This window comes from Streptomyces sp. NPDC086787 (assembly GCF_044745865.1).
Taxonomy (GTDB): domain Bacteria; phylum Actinomycetota; class Actinomycetes; order Streptomycetales; family Streptomycetaceae; genus Streptomyces.
This window is the reverse complement of the sequence record NZ_JBIVBC010000010.1, coordinates 214,584-237,574: the sequence shown is the minus strand read 5'-3', so window position 1 is coordinate 237,574 and position 22,991 is coordinate 214,584. Positions and strand designations below refer to the sequence as shown.

At 70.6% G+C, this 22,991-nt stretch carries 14 protein-coding genes and 1 pseudogene; 7 read left to right on the top strand and 8 right to left on the bottom strand.

Annotated features, from left to right (window positions below; all coding sequences use genetic code 11):
- Window position 1 precedes the first annotated feature (1 nt).
- The 3 genes and pseudogenes from rox to ACIPK3_RS23795 form a co-directional block, all read right to left on the bottom strand.
- On the bottom strand, window positions 2-1,453 hold the full coding sequence (gene rox, locus ACIPK3_RS23805) for a rifampin monooxygenase (RefSeq protein ID WP_402572637.1): 1,452 nt from the start codon (window positions 1,451-1,453) through the stop codon (window positions 2-4).
- A 107-nt stretch (window positions 1,454-1,560) separates the two neighbouring features.
- Window positions 1,561-2,778: pseudogene (locus tag ACIPK3_RS23800) on the bottom strand (FAD-dependent monooxygenase); the annotation flags it as partial.
- Window positions 2,779-2,842: 64 nt separating this feature from the next.
- On the bottom strand, window positions 2,843-3,598 hold the full coding sequence (locus tag ACIPK3_RS23795; RefSeq protein WP_402572635.1) for an MgtC/SapB family protein: 756 nt from the start codon (window positions 3,596-3,598) through the stop codon (window positions 2,843-2,845).
- Window positions 3,599-4,444: 846 nt separating this feature from the next.
- Between ACIPK3_RS23795 and ACIPK3_RS23790 the strand changes: the two genes are divergently transcribed.
- Window positions 4,445-4,591, top strand: coding sequence for a hypothetical protein (locus ACIPK3_RS23790; protein WP_402572633.1), 147 nt, complete (start codon window positions 4,445-4,447; stop codon window positions 4,589-4,591).
- Between the two features lie 18 nt (window positions 4,592-4,609).
- Here the strand turns inward: ACIPK3_RS23790 and ACIPK3_RS23785 are convergent, their stop codons facing one another.
- The 3 genes from ACIPK3_RS23785 to ACIPK3_RS23775 are packed head-to-tail and all read right to left on the bottom strand — an operon-like array spanning window position 4,610 to window position 6,631.
- On the bottom strand, window positions 4,610-5,491 hold the full coding sequence (locus ACIPK3_RS23785; protein WP_402572631.1) for a hypothetical protein: 882 nt from the start codon (window positions 5,489-5,491) through the stop codon (window positions 4,610-4,612).
- The gene (locus ACIPK3_RS23780) at window positions 5,481-5,960 is read right to left on the bottom strand and encodes a DUF6114 domain-containing protein (RefSeq protein ID WP_402572629.1); all 480 of its coding nucleotides are present in this window, start codon (window positions 5,958-5,960) and stop codon (window positions 5,481-5,483) included. Before ACIPK3_RS23780 ends, ACIPK3_RS23785 begins: the two co-directional genes overlap by 11 nt.
- Window positions 5,961-6,007: 47 nt before the next feature.
- Window positions 6,008-6,631 carry a DUF6230 family protein gene (locus tag ACIPK3_RS23775; protein WP_402572628.1) on the bottom strand — a complete coding sequence of 208 codons (624 nt, stop codon included), beginning with the start codon at window positions 6,629-6,631 and terminating at the stop codon, window positions 6,008-6,010.
- A 276-nt stretch (window positions 6,632-6,907) separates the two neighbouring features.
- On the opposite strand from ACIPK3_RS23775, the gene ACIPK3_RS23770 reads away from it, so the two are divergent.
- From ACIPK3_RS23770 to ACIPK3_RS23760, 3 genes are all read left to right on the top strand, one after another.
- Window positions 6,908-8,149, top strand: a complete 1,242-nt coding sequence (locus ACIPK3_RS23770) for a DUF2993 domain-containing protein (protein WP_402572626.1) — start codon at window positions 6,908-6,910, stop codon at window positions 8,147-8,149.
- Between the two features lie 198 nt (window positions 8,150-8,347).
- Window positions 8,348-9,856: an APC family permease gene (locus tag ACIPK3_RS23765; protein WP_402572624.1), complete on the top strand. Its 1,509-nt coding sequence runs from the start codon at window positions 8,348-8,350 to the stop codon at window positions 9,854-9,856.
- Window positions 9,857-9,969: 113 nt separating this feature from the next.
- On the top strand, window positions 9,970-11,235 hold the full coding sequence (locus ACIPK3_RS23760) for a hypothetical protein (protein ID WP_402572623.1): 1,266 nt from the start codon (window positions 9,970-9,972) through the stop codon (window positions 11,233-11,235).
- Window positions 11,236-11,404: 169 nt separating this feature from the next.
- Here the strand turns inward: ACIPK3_RS23760 and ACIPK3_RS23755 are convergent, their stop codons facing one another.
- Together ACIPK3_RS23755 and ACIPK3_RS23750 are read right to left on the bottom strand one after the other, a co-directional pair.
- Entirely contained in the window at window positions 11,405-11,764 is a 360-nt protein-coding gene (locus ACIPK3_RS23755) for a hypothetical protein (protein WP_402572621.1), read from the bottom strand.
- Between the two features lie 346 nt (window positions 11,765-12,110).
- Window positions 12,111-13,751, bottom strand: a complete 1,641-nt coding sequence (locus ACIPK3_RS23750; protein WP_402572619.1) for a M4 family metallopeptidase — start codon at window positions 13,749-13,751, stop codon at window positions 12,111-12,113.
- 1,199 nt (window positions 13,752-14,950) lie between these two features.
- Between ACIPK3_RS23750 and ACIPK3_RS23745 the strand changes: the two genes are divergently transcribed.
- From ACIPK3_RS23745 to ACIPK3_RS23735, 3 genes are all read left to right on the top strand, one after another.
- The gene (locus tag ACIPK3_RS23745; protein ID WP_402572617.1) at window positions 14,951-15,166 is read left to right on the top strand and encodes a DUF5988 family protein; all 216 of its coding nucleotides are present in this window, start codon (window positions 14,951-14,953) and stop codon (window positions 15,164-15,166) included.
- Between the two features lie 68 nt (window positions 15,167-15,234).
- Complete coding sequence (locus ACIPK3_RS23740) at window positions 15,235-16,551, top strand: beta-ketoacyl synthase N-terminal-like domain-containing protein (protein ID WP_402572615.1); 1,317 nt, start codon at window positions 15,235-15,237, stop codon at window positions 16,549-16,551.
- A 96-nt stretch (window positions 16,552-16,647) separates the two neighbouring features.
- Entirely contained in the window at window positions 16,648-22,965 is a 6,318-nt protein-coding gene (locus tag ACIPK3_RS23735; RefSeq protein WP_402572613.1) for an SDR family NAD(P)-dependent oxidoreductase, read from the top strand.
- The last annotated feature ends 26 nt before the right edge of the window (window positions 22,966-22,991 follow it).

Below are 22,991 nucleotides of genomic sequence, written 5' to 3'. Positions count from 1 at the left end.
GCTACTGCGTCGAACCGTTCTCCGCCGGTCCCTTCTCGGCGCCGAACCACCTCGGCAACTGGCTGGTCAGATCCGCCGGGTCCTCGCCGACCCAGGCCACGTGACCGTCCGGTCGCAGTAGTACGGCGGGTACGTCGAGTTCCTCGCTGGTGTCGACGACATGGTCGACCCGGTCCGCCCAGCCCGCTGCGGAGAGCCGGCCGGTCTGGTCGAGCAGCAGCCCTCGGCCGGAGTGCAGCAGTCCGTAGAGGCGGCCTCGCTTCAGCCCCACGTCCCGCATCCGCCGACCGAGCAGTGCGTGGCCGGATCCGAAGTCGTAGCGGATCCCGATCGCGGTGATCTTCTCGATGAGGTGCCGGTTCACCTGCTCGAAGTCCATCAGCTCCGAGACCAGCCGACGTACCGCCCGGGAGCCCGGGTCCGTGGACATCAGCTCCATCTGGGCACGGGTGTTGTCCAGCACGTCGGTGGCCACGGGATGCCGTTCGGCGTGATAGCTGTCGAGGAGGCTCTCGGGCGCCCAGCCGGCCACCTCGGCGGCCAGCTTCCAGCCGAGGTTGAACGCGTCCTGGATACCGAGGTTGAGCCCTTGCCCGCCCGTCGGCGGATGGACGTGCGCCGCGTCGCCCGCCAGCAGCACCCGCCCGACCCGGTAGTGCTCGGCCTGCCGGGTGGCGTCGCCGAAACGGGAGAGCCAGCGGGGTGAGTGCACGCCGCAGTCGGTACCGGCGACCAGTCGTAGCTCCCGCTGGAAATCCTGGAGGGTCGGCGGCACCGAGCGGTCCTCGGCCACTGTCTCTGCGGGCACGACTACTCGGTACGCCCCGTCGCCGAGGGGCATGAAGCCGAACCGCTTCTGGACCTTGCGGACTTCGGTCATGATGATGGCAAGTTCCTCCGGTGTGGCGGTCACCTCCATCTCCCCCAGCAGCGTCTCGACCCGGCTGGGTTCTCCGGGAAAGCCGACGCCGAGCAGCTTGCGGACAGTGCTGCGGCCGCCGTCGCAGCCGACGAGATAGCGTGAGCGCAGCCTTGTGCCGTCGGCGAGTTCGGCGGTGACGCCGTGGTCGTCCTGGCTCAGCCCGACCAGTTCACGGCCGCGTCGGATCTCGGCGCCGAGCCCGGTGGCGTGCTCGGCCAGCAGGCGATCGGTGGTGGGCTGCGGGATGCCGAGGACATAGGCGTGTGCGCTGTCCAGGCCGCCCGGCGAGGGCTTGTCGATGGCGGCGAAGAAGCCGCCCACCGGGTACTGCCGGCCGTGCGCGAGGAACCGCTCCAGCAGACCGCGCTGGTCCATGACCTCGATGCTGCGGATGTGCAGGCCGAGCGCGCGGACCACCTTGGTCGGCTCGGTCTCCTTCTCCAGTACGACCGTGTGCACGCCGTGCAGCCGCAACTCTCCGGCGAGCATCAGACCGGTCGGTCCGCCACCCACAACGATCACGTCAATCATTACGTCTCCCCTGGAAGTTCCCGGCTTCGGCGGGTGATTTTGCAGCACGCCCGGGGTCTTGCCGCAAGGCCCCGGGTGCGCTATAGGTTGAGAGTGGCGAGGGGATGTCAGCAGCCCTTGTGGCGCTTCCCACCGCGGTCAGGGGCTCCGGCCCAGTCGGCCAGCGCCGCGCGGTGTGTGCCGGGACGGCTGTCGTCACCGTGCCGGGCGGCCCAGGCCATGTGCCCGTCCGGGCGGACCAACAGCTTGCTGACGTCGGCCAGTTCCGGGTGGTCGTCGTGGGCGGTGACCGTGACGGGCCGGACGCGTCCGCCCCACTCGGCTTCGATGCCTGAGTTCAGTGCGGGGTCGTCCCCGGTGAGGTCCAGCAGCACGAAGCGGCCGTCGGCCAGGAGTTCGTGGACCCGTTCCGCGGCCGATCCGACGGCGGTCAGCCCGACGTCGGGCACGCGGTGGCCGGTCAGCGGATCGCGGCGTCCGGCGTGGTGGGCGGATAGGTCGTACCAAGTCCGAAGACCAGATCGGCAAGCCGTCGGTTCCCCTGTTCCACGCCCAGGAACTCGTCGAGAAGGCCGCGCAGGGCGATCGCGGGGCGGGCGTACTGTTCCACGAGGGTCAGTTCCAGCAGGAGCGTCTGGATCCCGGTGTTGCCGGTGACGGTCGCGCCGACCGCCCGGCGCTCGCGGTCGTAGCTGGCGAGCAGCCCCGGCGGTGCCCAGCCGTGCACCTCGGCGGCCAGCTTCCAGCCCAGGTTCATGGCGTCCTGCAAGCCGGTGTTGAGGCCCTGTCCGGCCGCCGGGAAGTGGATGTGCGCCGCGTCCCCCGCGACCAGGAGGCGGCCCGCGCGGTAGCGGTCGGCGAGGCGGGTGGCGTTTCCGAAGCGGGACAGCCACCGGGGCCGGCCGATGCCGCAGTCGGGAGCCACACAGGCTTGCCAGGGAGGTGCGGAACTCCTCCAGGGTGACGGGTTCGCGGGACGGGACCCGCATCCTGGCCGGGTCGACCAGGACGAATCGGGTGACCCGGCCGTCCTCGCCGTCCACCGGCGCGGTCAGCACCCCTCGGGCCCGGGCCCCGGCGAGCGCCGGGTCGTGCGGATCGGCGTCGGCGAAGTCACCGAGGAGTCGGGGCAGCGTCTCCGGCGAACCGGGGAAGCCGATTCCGGCCGCCGTCCGTATGAGGCTGCGTCCGCCGTCGCAGCCGACCACGTACGCGGCACGCAGGGTCTTCTCGCCGTACGGCCCGCGGATGTCCACCTCGGCTCCGCCGGCGTCCTGCCGTACGGCGACGGCTTCCGTTCCCCGGGTGATCTCGACCCCGGGCTCGACCTGCTGGTGGGGGGCCTGCGGGCGCTGCGGCCGCCGCCGGTCCAGGGCGTCGGCGGGCCGGTCAGACGTCCTCGTCCTTGAAGACCAGCACGCCTGGCAGCCGTAGCACCTCCGAGGACAGCCCCTCGGTGGTGCTGCGGCCGTGGAAGGTCAGCCTGACGGTGATGATCGCCGGCGTGCTCGTCGGGTCGGGGGCGGTCTTCCTCGGCGAACCGGTCCTCGCCGCCTCCACGACTGAGATGTCGGACAAGCCGAAGCCGGAGTCCCGCAGTCGGTGCAGCACCTCCGGCAGTACCTGGTAATCCGCGACATAGGTGAGCCGATAGGAGAACGACGAGACCCGAAGCCGATCCACTCGCGACATCAGCGGGCGCACCCCGAGGACGAGGACGAAGTACGTCACGGTGGTCATCACCGCCAGCACGGGCAAGCCGGCCGCGGCAGCACAGCCGATCGCGGCCGTGAGCCAGATCGTCGCGGCCGTGTTCAGGCCACGCACCGACATGCCGTGGAAGAAGATCACGCCTCCGCCGATGAACCCGAGACCCGACACGATCTGGGCCGTGACACGGGAGGGGTCCAGGACAACAGTTCCGGCACTGAGCACGTCGGTGAACCCGTACTTGCTCACCAGCGTGAAGAGCGCCGCGCCGACTCCCACGATGGTGTAGGTGCGCAGTCCGGCGGCTTTCTGGCGCAGTTCACGTTCCACGCCGATCGCGCCCGACAGCAGCAGTGCCAGCCCGAACTCCGCCACCTGCTGCCAGCCCTGCCCGGAGGGCTCACCCAGCAACGCCATCATCACCATGCGGCTCATCCTGACAAGGAAGTCTCCTGCGGTATCGCATGGCACGCACACCGGACGCGCGCCACCAGAAGCCGTACGCGGGCGCTGCCGATTGGTCCACTTGAGGATCTCATTCGTCTGATTTGCTGATTATTCGAGTGCGTCATGACGCAACACGCCGCTCGCGCACGGACGCAGACCTCCCGTGCACGGAACATTCCCGCCGCTGACAGCTGACAAGGGAGTACGCACGTGAGGCCTGACGGCACGAGACGGTCCCCATACGGGCCACTGACACGCGACCGGTTCAGGAGGGCAGGAGCGCTGACCTCGCTCGCGCTGGTCATGGCGACCGGTGCGGCCGGCCCGGCCATCGCGCAAATGCGGGGCGCCGCGGACCACACGGCCGTGGCGTTCGGCGGCGACAAATGCGATGACGGCTCGGGCGGCCACGGCAGGCCTGGCGGGCGGGCCGACTCTCCCGCCGGCGGCGACGGCAATGACAAGGGCTGCCCAGGAAAGACGGGGGCCACGGGCCCAACCGGGCCCACAGGCCCAACCGGGGACACGGGAGCCACTGGGCCGACAGGAGCGACCGGAGCGACCGGAGCGACGGGCGCCGCCGGAGACCCCGGTCCGACGGGGGCCACCGGAGCGACCGGAGACCCCGGCGCGACGGGCGCGACGGGAAGCACACGCCCTACCGGAGCCACAGGACCTACCGGCCCGACAGGAGCCACAGGAGCAACCGGAGCGACAGGAACCGCAGGGGTGTCCGGCTACCAGCAGGTTTCCAACGCCCAGACGTGCGGGGTCGACACCTCCTGCACGTTCACGGCGACCTGTCCGGCCGGAACAGTGGTCACGGGTGGGGGAATGACCACCAACAACTTCATCAGCAGTGGCGTGTACGCCTACGAATCCGGACCGACCAGCACCACGACGTGGAGAGCCACCATCCGCAACGTCACCGGCCCCGCTTTCACGATGACGGTCTGGGCCATCTGCGTCAACGCCAGCTGACGCGCTCGTCGTCCGGATTCACCGGGCCCCGGCGCGAAGTCGGGGCCCCGCGATGGTCAGGTCACCGCCCGGCAAGGTGAACTGCGAGACCGTCGCTCCGGAGAAGGTGACCGCCCCGGTGCGGGTGGCCGGGTGTTCGAGCCAGGGTGGTACGACGTCAGGGGTGATGGTGACGGCACGGTCGGGCGGAAGCGGGGCACCGTCGAGGGCCGTGACCGTGCCGGACAGCTCGCGCGCGTAGAAGGTCAGCACGGCGCTGCCGTCCCGGCCCTTGAACGTGGCCGTGGTCGCGCGCCCGGCCGCCAGCCGCATCGCCGTACTGCCCCGGCCCGTGGCCAGGTCGAGACCGACCGCGTCCACCGACCGCGCGGTGAACTTGAGTAGCCGCGCGGTTCCGGTCGCGGTGTGCACGGTGGTCGTGCCGCGGAAGCTGAAGGCATGGAGTACGAGGCGTTCCGCGCGCAGCGTCCAGGCGCCGTTCGCGGGACGGGGCCGCGGCGGGGTGGAGGGTGTGCCGGAGGGCGCGGGTGTGGCGTGCGCGGCGGTGGGTGCCGTACTCGCGGATGCCGGCGCGATGTCCGCGCGGGTGATCCCGGGGCCGGGGGCGGCGGAGCCGGCCGGAGCGGATTCCGGGACGGTGCTCCGCTGGGCCGGCAGTGCGCTCACCCGGGCCGTGGGACTGCCCGAATCGCTCGGGGTGGGGAGCGGCGAGTCGGTCGGCCGGGGTACGGGGAGATGGAGGACGAGAGGCACGGTGGCCACGGCCAGCGCGCGGGCGAGAGGCCTGGGCAGCCTGCCGAGCACCGGGCCGGACGACGCGACGCGGCCCGGGGTGCGAGAGGCGGCCTCGCGAGGAGCCGCGGTCCGATCGGTGCCGTCGGTGTCGTGGTCAGCTGCCACCTGTGCTGTCTCCTCCCGGAGCCGCCGCGGACACATGGGTCGCCGCCGCTGTGGACGGCTCGGGGACGTCGGGCGGCATCCAGGAGCAGGCCAGGGAGCCGCCGATCAGGGCGGAGAACAGTCCGAGGAAGAGACCGCCGAAGTTCGCGACGGGGAAGGAGACGAGGGCGAGCACGAGCGTGGCGATCCCGGCGAAGAAGCGGAGGTGCGGGGAGTACCAGAGGGTCACCCCCAGGGTCATGAGCAGGACTCCGATGACCAGGGATCCGGCACCGGATGTGGTCGAGAGGGCCAGTGGGAGGGCGCCCGGATCCAGGTTGGCGTACGGCCAGTACAGAATGGGGAGGGCGGCCTTGAATGTGAACAGCCCGGCCCAGAACGGGCGTTCGCCACGCCAGGTCCGGAATCTGAACCGGGCGTGTGCCGCGGTGGCGCGCGTTGGCCGGTGTCTGCCGAAGAAGCTGGTCATCACCTGTCGCATGTGCCTTGTGCGGGGCCCCTGGTGCGTGCCGGGCCTCAGGGGCATTCGTGGCTGCCCTGCTCGACCTTCGCGCTCAGGCCGGGAACGTTGAAGGTGGCGGCGCTGACCGCGACCGCGGTCACGTCGACGTCGGTCAGGACCACCGACGTGGCCTGCTGGCCGAAGCCGCTGGGGTCGAAGAAGCGTGACTTGCGGTCGCCGGGGTTGATCGGCCCCTTGGTGATCGCTCCCTGCGCGATACCGATGTCGAGGTCGCGGAAGTTCGCCTGTTCCGCCGATGTGATGGGCGCGTCGATGAACATGTTCGAGGCCTCGACGGGGCGTTGCCTGCCGCCGGTGAGTCTCAGCGTGTACTCGCCCAGCATCGGAACGTCGACCAGGACGGACTGACACAGGTTGTCAATGGTCGCGTGCCGGGCTCCGGTGACCGTGACCGGCACGAGCTCGTGATCCTTGGTCACGTCGACCATGCTGTAGATGCTGAGCCCCCGCACGGTGAACGTGTCCGCGGTGACCTGGAATCTCTTGCCGGAGATGAGGAACGACGCGGCCAGCGCTCCCTGGGCCATGGCGATGCCGAGCGCCGCGCAGGCAGCGACGCTGGGTACCAGGACCGCCGCGAAGCGCCGCCACCGGGTTCTGCCGACACGGTGCGACATCCCGTCTCCTTCGGTCGTGAGGTGGGTCCGCCCGTGCCTGGACAGGGCGGGGGTCGCCCCCCTTGTCCGGTGACGGATCCTAGACTTCCGGGTGCGGCAACCCGCCGCACGTCAGGTCCGCCGTACGGGTGACACAACTCACGCTGGGCCCTTCGGGTGACAGTCCGCACCGGGTCTTTCGAATGGCCACAGGCGGTTCGGCACACGGCAGCAGGGCTCCGGAGGCGCGCTCGATCGACTTGCAGACGAGGTGCCCCCATGTGATCGAATACCTCGATGCGTACCCCCCACATACCGACGCATCAACCGGCTCCTTCCGATGACGCCGTCCCCAAAGGGGTTCCGGTCGGCCGTAATCCCCATGACGAACTGGCCTCGCTGGCAGACGATCCGTCGGACGGCGTCCTCGCCAGGCGCAGTACGAAGGGGCGGGAGGACGACGGCGAGGAGCCCTGGGCGCCGCCCAACCACCGGCGCAAGAGCCGTCGTCGCAACCGTGCCACCGGCCTGCCCACCATGGCCCGCGTCCTCGTCTGGGCTCTCACCCTGGCCTGCCTCGTCACCCTGGCCGACCGCTGGGCGCTGCTCTACGCCGAGCACAAGGCCGCCGACCGGCTCAAGGACCAGTTGCACCTCGCCGCCGCCCCCGAGGTGCGGATCGGCGGCTTTCCCTTTCTGACACAGCTGGCCGCGCAGAATCTGGACTCGGTTCAGGTCACCCTCCCCGACATTCCGGCCGACCGCGTCACCCTCACTCAGGTGACGACCACCGCGAACAACATTCGTATCGACGGTGACGGTCCCACGGCGATACGCGGCGCGCTCGTTCGCCGGTTGCACGGTCAGGTGCTGCTGTCGTTCGCCGACATGAACCGCGAACTCGGCGCCTCGCAGGTGGCCTTCACGGCCCATGGCCCCGGCCATGTGCTGGCCCGGGGTGCCCTGCGGGTCGCGGGACGTGACCTGCGCGTACGGGCCGAGGCCGGCATCCGGCAGGAGGGGGACCGCGGCATCGCCACCTCGGTGGACGGCATACGGCTCGACATCGACGATCTCGCGACCTACCGGCCCGGTACCGGACCGGCCGACGGGCTGCACCTGACCCGGACCTCGGCGCGCCGTGTCACGCGGGAGGCGGAGAGGATCAGGGCGTTCCTGGCGGTTCCGGAGGTCGTGCACCGTCTGGGTGTCCCCGACGGCGCGGTGCGGTCCGCGCTCCATGACGAGGACGAACTCCACCGGCTCACCGGCGCGCCGCGCTTCCTGCACGAGCTGACCAGGATCAACCTCGCGGACGTTGCCCTCGCCCACCCGGAGCTGCTGAAGCGGCTGGGTCTCGACGTGTCCCTGCTCACCTCGCTGACGAAACTCACCCGGCCCCAGATCGCCGACCGCTTCTCCTTCGCCTTCCAGCTCCCGAAGCCGCCCAGGGGTTCCCTGCGGTTGGAGCGCGTGACGGTGGACAAGGACGGCATCCGCGCGGACGTGTCGGGGACGGGCCTGCTGCTGGGGCACTGAGCGCCCTTCTCCCCTGCCCGATGCCGGATGCCGGACGCGCACCTGGCGCACGTCCGACCTGCTGGTCGCCGAAGTCCGTGACACCATCGAAGAGTTGAACGGCCGCCCAGGACATGTGCGCCTTCGTTTCCGGCGGGCCCGAGCCCGCCGACGGGGAGGACGGAGGTAAGGTCGCCCCGTCGAGAGGAGAGCGCGCACATGACCGCATCACCGGCCTCCACTCCTCCTCCGCCCCGGCGGCGGCTGCCCAGGACCCTGAACATGTGGCAGGCGGTGGGCCTGTCGGTGGCGCTGATGGCGCCGAGCATGGCCGCCAACATCAACCCGCAGGGCACCGAGCCCTCGGTCGGCCGTGCCGTGCCGCTGGCGTTCCTGCTGGCGGGCGTGGCGGTGCTGCTCGTGGCGTACGTGTTCGTTCGGCTCTGCCAGCACTTCCACAGCTCCGGTTCGGTGTACGCCCTGGTGGGTGCGGCTCTCGGGCCGCGGGCGGGACTGGTCGCCGGGTGGTGCCTGCTGGGGGCGTACGTCTTCTTCGGGGTGGTGACGTCCTCGGCCGCGGGTATCTTCGGCACCGCCTTTCTCCAGGACATCGATGTCTGGCCGCACCCCGCCTGGTGGTGCCCGTTCGTCCTGGTCGCCGTCGCGCTGTCGGCCGCACTGGCGCTCAGTGTCACCCCGGCGAGACGTGCCACCCGCGTGCTGCTCACCCTGGAGGGCGCGACCGTGGCCCTCATCCTGCTGGTCACCGTGATCGTGCTGGTCCGCCTGGTCGCGGGCAGCGCGCCGGGCGGTCACCGCTTCACGCTCAGCGTGTTCCAGATTCAGCACGGCACGAGTTGGTCGGCGTTGTTCCTCGGTGTGGTGTTCGGTTTTCTGTCCTTCGCCGGCTTCGAGGCCGCCGCCGCTCTCGGTGAGGAGGCCACGGAACCACGGCGTGACATTCCGCGCGCCATCCTGTTCACCGCGGTGTTCGGCGGGCTGTACTTCACGGTCGTGACGGCCGTGGAGGTGATGGGTTTCGGCGCCGACGAGGCCGGCCTCAGGGCCTTCTCCGCCTCCTCCTCGCTGCTGGGTGACCTCGGTTCGTCTTACGTGGCCTCCTGGGTCGGCGACGCCATCACGTTCGGCACCGCCGCGAGTGCTTTCGGATGTTGCCTGGCCTCGGTGGTGGGCGCTTCGCGGGTGGCGTACGCGCTGTTCCGCGACAGTGTCGGTGACCGTGGGCCGGGGCGGGTTTCGGCCTCCGGCACTCCCGGTGCCTCGGCCGTCCTCGTCACGGGTGCCATGGGGCTGATCATCGTGATCTCCGTCGCCGTGTTCTCCGCTCGGCCGATGGACACCTTCCTGTGGAGCGGGACGATGGGCACCTTGATCCTTCTGGTGGCGTACGCGCTGACGACGGTCGGGGGGATCTGGCTGATCTTCTTCCGGCGGGTGATGCCGGTGGCGATGTGGCAGATCGTCATTCCGCTGGGTGCGCTCGCCCTCCTGGGTTACACCCTCTACCGCAGCGTCATCCCCTATCCCGCCTCGGGTGCGGCGCGCTGGTTCCCGGTGGTGTCGGGCGGGTGGGTGCTGCTCGCGGTCGTCGCCGTCGTCGCTGCGCCCGCCCTGACGCGTCGTCTGGGTACCGCGCTCGCCGGGCACGAGGGCCTCGCGTCCCCCGTCCAGGCTGTGCCGGATACGAAGGGTCCCGAGGAGACGTAGCGGGACAGCGGAACGCGTGCCGGGAATTACCGGTGCGGCTCTGGGCATCGCGTGTGCCGCCCTCTACTCTCGGTGCCGGTTTCGGCCTCTTCCCCCCAGGAGGGCGTACGGACATGAGACGACCTGGAACGGACCGCACGGACCGCACGGACCGCACGGACCGCACTCGCACTCGCACCCGCACCCGCACCCGCACCCGCACCCGCACCCACCGCTTACGGCGTTCGGCTGCCTGGCTGATCACCCTGATGCTCGCCCTCGCCGCGACGATGACCGCCGGCGGACCGGTGCAGGCGGCGGCCGGGGCGGGACCGCACGCGCGAACCGGCCGGGCTTCCGCCGCGACGGTGGACCTGTCCCGGTGGATGGGCGACATGCGCGGCTATCTCGACGACCAGCCGCTGAACCGGATCGCGATGCCCGGCAGTCACGACTCCGGCAGCTGGAGCATCCCGGCCGACCCGGGGCTGTGCACCAGCGGCTGGTCCTACAACGTGGCCAAGCTCGACCCGAAGCTGGCCGCCAGCATCTCGCGGACGCAGAGCGGAAGCCTCACCGACCAGCTCGACCAGGGCGCCCGCTACCTCGATCTGCGACTGTGCTTCGAGGGCGGACAGTGGCGGACCTTCCACGGTGCCCCGATGGGCGGGCTGTTCTTCGACGCCACCACGGGTGAGGCAGCTTCGGTCAAGCGCTGGATCGACGCGCACCCCTCGGAAGTCGTCGTCATCAACGTGTCGGCGGCCGTTCCGGCCGGCGCCGACGCCAGTGAGCCGCTGACCAGGCTGCACGACCTCCTCGGCTCCCGCGTCGCCGAACGCACCGAGCTGTCCCCGACCTCCCCCTACGGCGACTTCGTGAAGGCGGGCAAGAACGTCGTGCTCGTCGACTCCTCGGCGGGCCTCGACCAGCCCTGGGCCTGGCACTCGGACAGCGTCTCCGACCGGGGCAGCTACCCGGCGGGCGACCCGTCCTGGTGGGAGATCCTCAAGGCCTTCCTGAGCGGGAGCCCGCCGCAGCGGATCTACGACCAGACGCTGACGCTCAACCAGGCCGCTCTCGCCCGCGACCCAGGGGCGGACGGCGACCGGTTCTTCGTGCTGTCGAGCATCGTCCAGCCGGATCTGCAGATTCCCCAGTTGTTCCTGATCCGGCTGCTCTCGCCGTTCTTCCCGGCCTCGGTCCGGGACAACTACCTCATGCACCTCGCGAACGGGCTGAACCCGCAGCTGGTCGGCAAGCTGACGACGGACTGGCGGGCACCCGGACTGGCTCGCAACATGAACGTCGTGGCGATCGACGACCTCGGCCACCGACCGCAGGGCGATCTCCAGCGCGCCGTCATCGACATCAACACCCTGCCGGGGCGGACTCCCTGACGGGACCGCGGCCGACGGCGGCGCGGCAGGGGTGACGGGCGCGCTCGCGCCATCATTCTGGCCCGCCGCTACGGGGGAGAGCGGCGGGCCAGATATATCTACGGTGCCACAAGGTCGCCGTGTTCGCACCAGGTTCCCGAAGAATCGGTGCGAGGGGACCCGGTTACTGTCAGGGCGGGCAGCCGAACCAGCGCACCGCACTGTTCCTCTGGATGTACCCCAGGCACCTGACGGTCTCGTCGTGCACGGTCTCCTTGCGGGCGACCCCGTCCTCCAGGTGACTCGTCCTGTAGTGGGTCTGTACGAGGCTGTCGATCTCGATGGTGTACCAGCGCCGCCTGTTGTCCGGCATCGTGCAGCTGTGGCCGATCACGTCGGTGCCGGCCCTGCTCCACATGTCGCGTTCGCCGCGGTCGCAGTGCGCGCGCCCCCCTGCGACGGCGGTTCCGGCGCCGGTTCCGAGCAGGGCCGTCGCGCCTATGGCCACCGCCGCCCCGGCGCCGAGCAGGCGTGTGAGACTGAGGTTCATCAATTGGTCCTCCTGCCAGCCGAGGTGACGGCCGAGCGCCGCCACATCACCTCGATGCGATAGTCACACTCATCCGGGGAATCCGGCTCGGCGGGTGAGGGCCCAGTCCCCCTAGCCGGTGACGTGAGTGATGCCAATGCAGCAGGCGGCGTTCAACGGGCCGTCACGACGGCCCGGGGAATTGTGGCTTCCGCCGTCGGCCCGCGCCGTGAGTGGGTGATCCCGGCCGAGAGCGGGCGAGGCCGCCCGAACCGGGCCGGACCGCCATGCGGGTCGGCCCAGGCGGTACACGCCAGGGCGGCACCCCGGGAGGAGTCCCGGGGTGCCGCCCTTCGTCGATGTGTGGTCAGCTGACGCTGACCGCGGTCCAGGCCGCCGCGACCGCCTTGGACTCGGCGCTGTCGGCGCCGTAGAGGTCGGTCGCCGCCGAGAGAGTGCCCTTGCGGGCGGCGGCGTAGTCGGTGGTCGACGTGAAGTACGTCGTCAGCGCCTTGTACCAGATCTGCAGCGCCTTGTCCCGGCCGATGCCCTTGACGGTCGAGCCGTCGGCGGTCGGCGAGTCGTAGTCCACGCCGTTGATCGTCTTCTTTCCGCTGCCCTCGGACAGCAGGTAGAAGAAGTGGTTGGCGACGCCGGACGAGTTGTGCACGTCCTTGTCGCCGACGCCCGAGGACCAGTTGTCGGCGGAGCCGCCGTCCTTGCTCGGCTTGTCCATGTAGCGCAGCGGGGTGCCGTCGCCGTTGATGTCGATCTTCTCGCCGATGAGGTAGTCACCGACGTCGGAGGTGTTGTTGGCCGCGAACTCCACGCCGGTGCCGAAGATGTCGCTGGTCGCCTCGTTGAGGCCGCCCGACTCGCCCGAGTACTCCAGACCCGCGGTGTTGGCGGTGACGCCGTGGCTCATCTCGTGACCCGCCACGTCCAGCGCGGTCAGCGGGGCCTTGTCGCCGGTGCCGTCGCCGTACGTCATGCAGAAGCAGCTGTCGTCCCAGAACGCGTTCACGTACGCCTTGCCGTAGTGGACGCGCGAGTAGGCGCCGACACCGTCGTTCTTGATGCCGTTGCGGTTGAAGGTCTTCTTGTAGAAGTCCCACGTCTCCTGCGCACCGTAGGCGGCGTCCGCGGCGGCGGTGCCCGCGGTCCCGGCCTTGCCGTCGCCCCACGTGTCCTCGGACTGCGAGAACAGGGTTCCGGTGCCCGACTCGCCGTGGTCCAGGTTGTAGGTCTTGTGGCCGCCGCGCGAACCGTCGGTGAGGGTGTACGAGGACCCGGACTTGGTGGTCGTCAGGTCCACCTTGCCGCTGTACTGGGTGTTTCCGACGCCGGTCTCGATGCCCTGGTACTCGTAGAGCTTCTTGCCGGTGGCCGCGTCGGTGATGACGTGCAGCTGGTTGGGCGTGCCGTCGTCCTGGAGGCCGCCGACGACCGTCTCGTAGGCCAGGACCGGCTTGCCGGTGGCCGCCCAGATGATCTTCCGCGGGCTCCGGTCCGCGCCGGTCTTCGCCGAACCGGCCGCCTTCGCCAGGCCCACTGCCTGCTTCTCGGCCTTGTCCGCGGAGATCCGCGGCGTGAGGGAGGCGAACTTCAGGGTCGCCTTCGCTCCTCTGGTCACGCCCTCGGTCCTGCCGGACTTGGCCGTGTGGACGATCAGGTCGCCGCCGAGGACCGGGAGGCCCGCGTAGGTGCGCTCGTAGCGGGTGTGCACGGTGCCGTCGACGTCCTTGACGACGTCCTTGACGACCAGCTTCTCCTTGGCGCCGAGGCCGATGTGCTGCGCGGTGTCGGCAGCGCCGGCCTGCGCCTTCTGTATCAGCGTGGTCCGGGCCGCGGCGGACAGGACCGTCGGCGCGGCGGCGAGGTGGTTCTGGCCGGTGGTGGGCTGTGCCGTGGCAGCGCTGGTCAGCCCCGTGCTCATGAGGGCGCCGGCAACGACAGCGGTGGCGATGGCCAGAGTTGTGCGCGGGTGACGCACATGACGGAGAGTCACGCAAACTCCTTCTTGTGGGGGGAAGGTCCGGTCGGTGTGGGGCCGGCCGGAAGTTTGTGGAGGTTGTCGTGTTCGTACGGCGGACGGACAGGAGCTGTCCGACTGTCACGTACATGACACTACGAGCACCGTGAATGACTTTTGGTGCACGCAGGCGAAGGACTATCCACACAACGAGCCGTGAGCGACATCGACGCCTGTCGGCGGACGGTCGGACGCAGGCAGGCCGAAGTCGGCGCGACGCATGAAGTCTCCATGTTGTGTGGGGGGTTGGAGATGTGTCCATGAGAAAACCGCAGCCGCGGCCCATCCGCTATGCACATCGGCGAGAAATGACAACTCCCCCACGCCACCTTCACCCCACGTACACCTGTGCGACCTGTGGCCGCTGAAAACACGTCAGCCGACGCCGGCGCCGGCGTCGGCTGACGGATCCAACCCCTCTCGCGGGGTGCCCATCGTGACAGCCCGCCCTTCGACGGCCGGCACGAAGCCGACACGCGCGACGGATTGGGCTGCCACCCCCCGGAGAGGATGGGCGGCCCATCGTTGGACATGACAGTTATCCGCCCAGTTGGCATATGGCAGCAACAGGTGACAGGGCTCAAGCACCCGAATGGCCTCTTCATATGACGGGCGAGTCGTTCACGCGTACGCCGATTCAGTCATTCTCTTCACACCAGGCAAGAGCGCACCACCGGGCCCAGCGCACACCCTCGTTGTGCCGTACTCCGATCGGGTGATGCAAGGGGCACTGCCCTTGCTGTATCCATCGCCCTTGCGGCATTACTGGAATACGAACCGGCGGGTTGCCCATCCCCTTTCCGGGGACGTGACTGCCACCCGTTCCGGCCGTCTCCAGCACGCGACGTGCGCGGCGAAATGACCGGGGTCCCCGTCCCGCCGGCGCATCCACGAGCTGACATCCATGAAAGGGCCCTGCGCCGCACCCCGGCGCACGCCCAGCTCGGCTCCCCCCGGACCGACGCGCCCCCGGTCCGGGGGGTCTGAAGGCCGAGCACTCGTCGTCAGCCGGGTCAATCACGGTGAGTGCTCGGCCCATCCGCGAGGTCATCATGCTCCTTTCTGCCTTTCTCAAATCCCTGAGTCGAACTTGCTTGCTGACAGCCCGGCTCCTGATTCCCGCTCCCGCCTGTTTCACCGCCGCACCCAAGAACACACCCGCACCGGAGTCGGAAATGCCGAACGTCATCCAGATCAAGCTTTCCGGAGGACCGGACTGGATTCCCGTTCCCGTCATGTGGGAAGTCGAGTCCATCGAATCCGAACCCAAAGTGAAAATCCTGTGCGGGAACGCCTACGAACACTTCGAGTTCTCGGGCGCCTATTCCGCGCACAACGGCCGGGAAATTCCCGTCTACCGCTGGTCCCGCCGCACCTACGTGGCCGAATAACCGGTCCCGTTCCCACGTTTCCGAAAAGGAAGACCAATGATCGATCGACTGTCATCTGCGAGCATCTCGTGAACCGGCGTGCCGGGTCGCGCGCCCGGGACGCCGTGGTCACCGGAATCGGGCTGTGCCTCCCGGGACAGGACTCCCCGGTGTTCACCGCGGACGACCTCTGGAGCGTCGCCTCCACCGGAACGTCCTGCCTCGTGAAGAACGGCGTCTACTACGGCAGCGTGAACCTGCCCAAGGAGATGTTCGCGGAACGTGTCCCTGGAATCCCCGAATTCTTCTCACGCCACTACACGGACGCCCACCGCTTCGGACTGGTGTCACTGACACAGGCATGTGCCGACGCCGGCCTCGACGTCCAGCGCGACTTCGAAGACGCCGCCATCCTGGTCGGCCGCGGCGGTGTGGACGCCAACATCGACAGCTATCTCGCCGTTCTCCGGGCCGATCCGGCGACCTATCCCATCGCGCAGGCGCTGGAGATGTTCGTCGCCGCGGAGCAGGCCGTCACCCCCTCGGACGTGGCTCTGGTCCAGGGCGCGCTCACCCGGTCGAGAGGCGCCAACTTCACCGTGTCGTGCGGCTGCGCGTCCTCGGCTCTGCAGATCGGCAACGCCCAGCGCATGATCGCCGCCGGTGAGGCCGACATCGTCGTGGTGACCGGGGTCGACGTCTTCAGCGTCACCCTGATCCGTAACATCCAGCGTCTGCTGAGCGGGGCCCAGCACGCCTACGACGCCATGCGCTCCCCGGACATGCCGAGCCTGCTGCCGTCGTTCGACGCGCTGATGCGCCCGTACGACAGGCGTGCGGACTGCATCAACCACGGAGAGGGCTCCGCGACCGTCGTCCTCGAGAGCCGGGAACACGCCTTCGCGCGGGACGCCCGTCTGTACGGTCAGGTCCTGTCGCAGGCCACCACCCGCGACGGGCTCGCCAATCCGCTGGCCTCCGAGGAGACCGGGAAGGCACTGGTGTCCGCGGTGCGTCGGTGCCTCGGTGACACCTGGGACATCGCCCAAGTGCCCTACCTGCACGGCGGCAGCGACGGCAACGTGGTGGTCACGGCGTTCGAGGCGAACGCGGTCAGGGAGCTGTACGGTCCGGCGTCCCGCGAGCTGCTCATGACCTCGCAGGAGGGCTGCTTCGGGCACAACGGCGCCCCGGCGGGCTGCCTCGGAGTGGCGCTGACCCTGCTGATGATGAACCGCGGCCAGGTGTGTCCGACCGCCAACTGTGAAGAGCCGGCGGACTGCCTGACCTTCGACCCGGTTCCGGGGACCGAGCCCCGCCCGCTCGACTTCGACTACGCCTTCACCTTCAACTACCAGGTCGGAGGCGTGAAGAGCGCGATTCTGCTGGGCAGCGCCGACGTCTGAGGCAGCCCGTCCGCACACATGGCTCACACATCGGTCACATCGACGAACGGCACATCGACGACCCACAGACGACACCTGGACGACAAGGAGACTCCCGTGGCGAACGACAAGCGCGGCCCTCGCCTCGCGTACCCACCCATCGCCGTCATCGGCATGGGCTGCCGGCTTCCCGGAGGGGCCGACTCCCCGGCCGCCTTATGGCAACTGCTGATGAAGGGCCGTGACGCGGTGGGCGCTCCGCCGCCCGGCCGGGAGGCGGGCCGCCCCGGCGAAGGGGCACCCGCCGAGCTCCGAAGAGGCGGCTACCTGGAGGACGTCTCGAGATTCGACGCGGACTTCTTCGGAGTCGCCGGCCGCGAGGCCGATGTGCTCGACCCCCAGCACCGGCTGCTGCTGGAGGTCGTCTGGGAAGCCCTGGAACACGCCGGGCTGCCTCCCGACCGGCTCGCCGGCTCCCCGACGGGCATCTTCACCGGCCTGAGCTACAACGACTACATGGACCAGCTGGCCGGCCGGCCCCAGGAACTCGAAGGCTCCATACTGACGAACGGTCACTGTGTGGCGCCCGGCCGTGTCTCCTATCTCCTCGGCTTGCACGGCCCCAGCATCGCCCTGGACACCGCCTGCTCGTCGTCGCTGGTCGCCTTCCACCTGGCCTGCTCCGCACTGCACCGTGGGGAGTGCGATCTCGCGCTGGCCGCCGGCGTCACGCTCATGCTCGCCCCGCGCATCAGCCGGTCCTTCGCCAGGATGGGCATGCTGTCCCCGACCGGGCACTGCCACACCTTCGACGCCGCCGCGGACGGGTTCGTGCGCGGTGAGGGGTGCGGTGTCGTCGTACTCAAGCGCCTGGCCGAGGCCCGCAGGGACGGTGACCGTGTCCTCGCCGTGGTCCGCGGGTCGGCCGTGAACCAGGACGGCCGCTCCGACGGACTCGCCGCCCCCTCCCCCGCCGCCCAGCAGGCTCTCTACCGCACGGCACTCGCGCGGGCCGGTGTCGACCCGGCCCACCTCTCTCTGATCGAGGCCCACGGCACCGGCACGCCCGTGGGCGACCCGGTCGAGTTCTCCAGCCTGGCCGCGGTGTACGGCAACGGCCTGTCGCCCTGCGCTCTGGGCTCGGTGAAGACGAACCTCGGCCATCTGGAGCCCGCCGCCGGTATCACCGGGCTGATCAAGACGGTTCTGTGCCTTCAGCGCGGGATCATCCCGCCCAACCTCCACTTCACCCGGTGGAGCCCGGCCATCGACGCGGACACGACCCGCTTCTTCGTACCCCGTGCCGCCACGCCGTGGCCGGACAAGCAGCCGGTCAGGCTGGCCGCCGTCTCCTCGTTCGGATTCTCCGGCACCAACGCCCACGTCATCCTCCAGGAGCCGTCGCGGGCGCCCCGGGGCGTCCGGGTGCCGGCTCCCCGCCGGCCGGGTTCGGCCCCGCCCGAGGTGCTGCTGGTGGCGGCCGGATCCCAGCGGGCCCTGCCGGACGCCGCCGGCCGGTTGGCCGACTGGCTGGCCGCGGGCGGCGCCAAGGTCCCGTTGCGGGACGTCGCCCACACCCTGGCCCTGCGCCGCAGCCCCGGCCGAGGGCGGCTCGCGGTCATCGCCCGGTCCCACGGTGAGACCGTCGATGCGCTACGGCTGTTCGCCGCCGGAGCGCCCAGTCCGGCCCTCATCGCCGGCACCGCCGATGTCACCGCCCCCCGCCGGCCGGTCTGGGTGTTCTCCGGCCAGGGCTCCCAGTGGCCCGGCATGGGGCGCGAACTCCTCACCCGTGACCCGGCGTTCACCAAGACCCTGACCGAGGTCGACGGTCTCATCCGCGCCGAGGCGGGTTTCTCCGTCCTGGACCTGATTCGAGCGGGTGATCCCGTCACCGGCTGCCCGCGCGTCCAACCGGCCATCTTCGCCGTCCAGTTGGCCCTGGCCGCGGCCTGGCAGGCCCACGGTGTGCAACCCGCCGCCGTCATCGGCCACTCCATGGGAGAAGTCGCGGCCGCGGTCGTGGCCGGAGCCCTCACTCCCGCCGACGGTGTCCGTGTCATCTGCCGTCGCTCTGCCCTGCTCAACCGGATCGCCGGGACGGGAGCGATGGCGGGCGTCGGCCTCGACCGGGCCACGGTGGAGGCCGCGCTCGCCGATGCCGGAACCGACGCCGTCTCCGTCGCCGTCCTCGCCTCTCCCGACACCACCGTCGTCTCCGGCGACTCGGACCAGATCACCCAGCTCATCAACCGTTGGAGCAAGCGCGGAGTCCACGCCGTCGCCATCGCGGTCGACGTCGCCTCGCACAGCCCGCACGTCGACCCGCTCCTGGCCGAGCTGCGCGAGGCCCTGGCCGACCTGGCGCCCAGGCCGCCGCGCATCCCCTTCTACTCCACCGTGACCGAGGATCCGCGCCACAGCCCGCCGCTCGACGCCGCCTACTGGTGCGACAACCTCCGCCGGCCCGTCCGCTTCCACCCCGCCGTGACCGCCGCCGCCCTGGACCGGCACCAGGTCTACACCGAGATCTCGCCCCACCCCGTGATCACCCAGTCGCTCACCGAGACCCTGGCCCCCCTGGTCCCCGACGCCGTGGTGCTGCCCACCCTGCGTCGCGGACAGGACGACACCACCACCTTCCGGACCCAGCTCGCCGCCCTCCACTGCAACGGCGGCACCGTCGACTGGACCCCCCTGTACGGCGCCGGGGCCCTGGCCGACGCGCCCACCATCACCTTCGACCGCACCCGTCACTGGGCCGGAGGCCAGACGCCGGCCGCCGACACGGGCGCCCTGCCCGGCCGGCACACCGAAGTCCCCGGTGACCGGATCCGCCACACCTGGAGTGCCGCCGCTCCGGCCCGCCATCTGCCCTGGCTCGAGGACCACCGGGTCCACGGCACCTGCGTGCTGCCCGGCGCCGGTTTCAGCGCGCTGTTGCACACCGCGGCACGTACCGCGCTCGGTGGGGCCGCCGCCACGGAGATCGAGCTGACCGACATCACCTTCCATGACCTGCTGCCCCTGAGCGACGACACCGAACTCAACACCACAGTCACCCTCACCAACGCCGAGCAGGCCGCCTGCGAGATCCACTCCCGCAACCCGGACGGCAACTGGCAGCTGCACGCCTCGGCCGTCGCCCGCCGCGTTCCCCCGCCGCACGACACCCGCGCCGCCTCCGTCCCCGGCCTGGACGAAAGACATCCGGTCCCCCTCGCCCCCGAAGAGCTCTACGCCCGGCTGCGCGCCCGCGGACTCGAACACGGCCCCGCCTTCACCGGGATCACCACGCTGCGAACCACCAAACGGAGGGACGGCTTCTGGGCCCGCGTCGAACTGCCGCAGGTCGCCCGCAGCCCCGAACCCGGCCTCGGCGTCCATCCCGTCCTCCTCGACCTGTGTCTGCAACTGCTGGTCGCGGGGGCCGACGACGAAACCCCGCCGGCCCCGATCCTGCCGGTCGAGGTGCGCGGTCTCAGGATGCTCGGCGACCCCGCGCTGGCCGTGCACGCCCACGCGCGGATCACCGAGAGCGGCGACACGACGCTCGCCGGAGACGTCCGTGTCCTGGATGCCGAAGGACGGCTGGTGATCACCCTCGACGGGGTGCGCTTCCTCCGTCGTGCCCCCGCCGAGGGTTCCTCCGTCGACCAGTGGTTCATGGAACTGGGCTGGCACCGCGCCCCCCGTGCCCGTACCGGCGCGCCCGCCGCGCCCGGCAACTGGCTCGTCGTCGGCGAGGGCGACGGCGAGGCCGAACGGCTGGCCGCGCTCCTGCGCGCCTCCGGCGCCCTGGCCGAGGTGCGCGAACTCCCCCTGAACACGGACGGACTCGCCTCACTTGCCGACACCTACGGCCGGTACCTCGCCACCCGGGGCGGCACATGGCGCGGTGTCGTCCTGCTGTGCGGCACCCCGTCCGCACTCCACACCGAGCCCACCCAAGGCGCGCAGGAACGGGCACGTCGGCTGCTCGCCTTCGCCCAAGCCGCCGACAGGCACGGCGGAACCTGCCGCCTCTACGCCGCCACCCGGCGCGCGTTCGCCGTCACCACCGGCGAGCCCGGGCACCCCGCCCACGGCACCGTGCGCGGCGTGCTGCGGGTCATGGCCGTCGAACAGCCGCACCTGCGCCCCACTCTCGTCGACACCGAACCCGGCGACGCGGGGCTTCGGGCGCTGGCCGGTGAACTCCTCGCCGACGCGCCCGAGGACGAGGTCGCCATGCGGGGCGGCGGCCGCTACATCGCCCGGATCGACCGCGCTCCCGTCACGGCCGCCGAACGCACGGCCCGCAGCACCCGGACGGTCCGGTTCGGGCAGGACGGATTCCGGCTGCGCGCCGGACAGCTCGGTGATCTCGACAGTCTCGAACTGGCCGTGAGCGCACGTCGCCGACCGGGCAAGGACGAGGTCGAAGTCCGGGTGCGGGCAGCCGGTCTGAACTTCCGTGACGTCCTGACCGCGCTCGGCCTGCTCGGCGCGGAGCCGGCCACCCCCTACCGCATCGGCTTCGAGTGCGCGGGCGTGGTGAGTGCCGTAGGACCTGGCGTGGACCATGTGCGTCCCGGTGACAGCGTGCTCGCCGTCCAGCTGGAAGGCGGCGCCTTCGGCTCCTTCATCACCGTCCCCGCCACCGCCGTCGCCGCGGTGCCGCGCGAGCTGCCGCCGGTCACGGCGGCAGGGCTGCCCACGGCATACCTCACCGCGTGGTACGCCCTGCGGCACGTCGCACGGCTCGCTCCCGGTGAGCGGGTGCTCATCCACTCCGCCACCGGGGGTACCGGTCGCGCCGCGACAGCGGTCGCCCGACTGCTGGGCGCGGACGTCCTCGCGACCGCCGGCACGGAGGACAAGCGGAACCATCTGCGGGGGATGGGCATCCGCTGTGTCATGGACTCGCGCACACCGGACTTCGCCGAACAGGCGCGGCGGGCCACCGACGGCGAGGGAGTCGACGTCGTCCTCAACTCCCTGTCCGGTGAGGCCGTCCGGGCAGGGCTGGAAAGCCTGCGCCCGTTCGGCCGCTTCGTCGAACTCGGCGTACGCGACATCATGGCCGACGCCGCACTCGGGCTCGCCCCGCTGCGCCACAACATCAGTTTCAGCACCGTCGATCTCATCGAACTCCAGCAGCGGCGACCGGAGTTGTTCGCCACCGTGCTGCGGGAGGTCATGGAACACCTTGCCGCCGGGCGGCTCGAACCGCTTCGGTGCACCGAGTATCCGCTCGCGCGCGCGGCCGACGCCTTCCGTCTGATGGCCCGCGCGGGTCACAACGGCAAGGTCGTGCTGACCGTCCCGGACGGCGGCGAGACCACGGCGGTGCTGCCCGACGGGCCGCCCGTCGTACACGGCGACGGGGCCTACATCGTCACGGGAGGCCTGGGAGGTCTGGGCCTGGCCACCGCGCGCTGGCTGGCCGAACGGGGAGCCGGGCGCGTCGTGCTCAACGGCCGCAGGCCTCCGTCGCCCGACGCCGCGCGCGTGGTCGACGGCCTGGCCGCCGAGACCACGGTCGTGCTGGGCGACATCGCCCAGCACGGTACCGCCGAGCGGCTGGTCGAGGCCGCCACCGCGGACGGTGTGCCGTTGCGCGGGGTCGTGCACTGCGCCATGGTCCTCGACGACGCCGCCTTGACCACCACCCGGGACAGTCAGCTGAAGCGGGTGTGGGCCCCGAAGGTCACCGGCGCCTGGAACCTGCACCGGGCCACGGAGCATCAGCCGCTGGACTGGTTCGTGCTGTACTCCTCCATGAGTTCGCTCCTCGGCAACGCGGGGCAGGGAACGTACGCCGCGGCCAACGCCTGGCTCGACGCCTTCGCCGACTGGCGCACCCGGGGCGGCCTGCCGACACTGGCCGTCGACTGGGGGCCCTGGGGTGAGACGGGACAGGCCGTCGACTTCGCCGAGCGCGGCTACGAGACGATCCCGACGGACAAGGGCCTGGAGGCTCTTGGCTCCCTGCTCACCCACCGGCGGGTGCGGACCGCGGTCATTCCGGGTCCGCCCCCGACCTGGATCCCGCGCGCGGCCGCGGCTTCCAGCCTCTTCGGTCTCCTCGCCCCCGACGCGGCCCAGGCCGAGGAGGAGGCCGTGACCGACGGCTCGGACATCCACACCCGTCTCAAGGCGCTGCCGGTCGGCATCGCGCGGCAGACCGCTCTGGAGAACTATCTCGCGGACCACATCCGGGCGATCCTGCGCACCGGAGGCAGCACGCTGGACCCGCACACCCCGCTCAAGTCCCTGGGCTTCGACTCCCTGTTGGCCACCGAGCTGCGGATCCGTCTCGACACCGATCTCGCCGTCCGGCTCGCGAGCAACTTCATCTGGCAGCACCCCACCGTGGCGACCCTCGCCACGGCCCTGATGGTCCTCATGGGCCTGGCGCCCCAGGAGGACTCGTCCCCTTCCGGCGCCTGAAGCGACACGGCCGGTGCCCGGTGTAT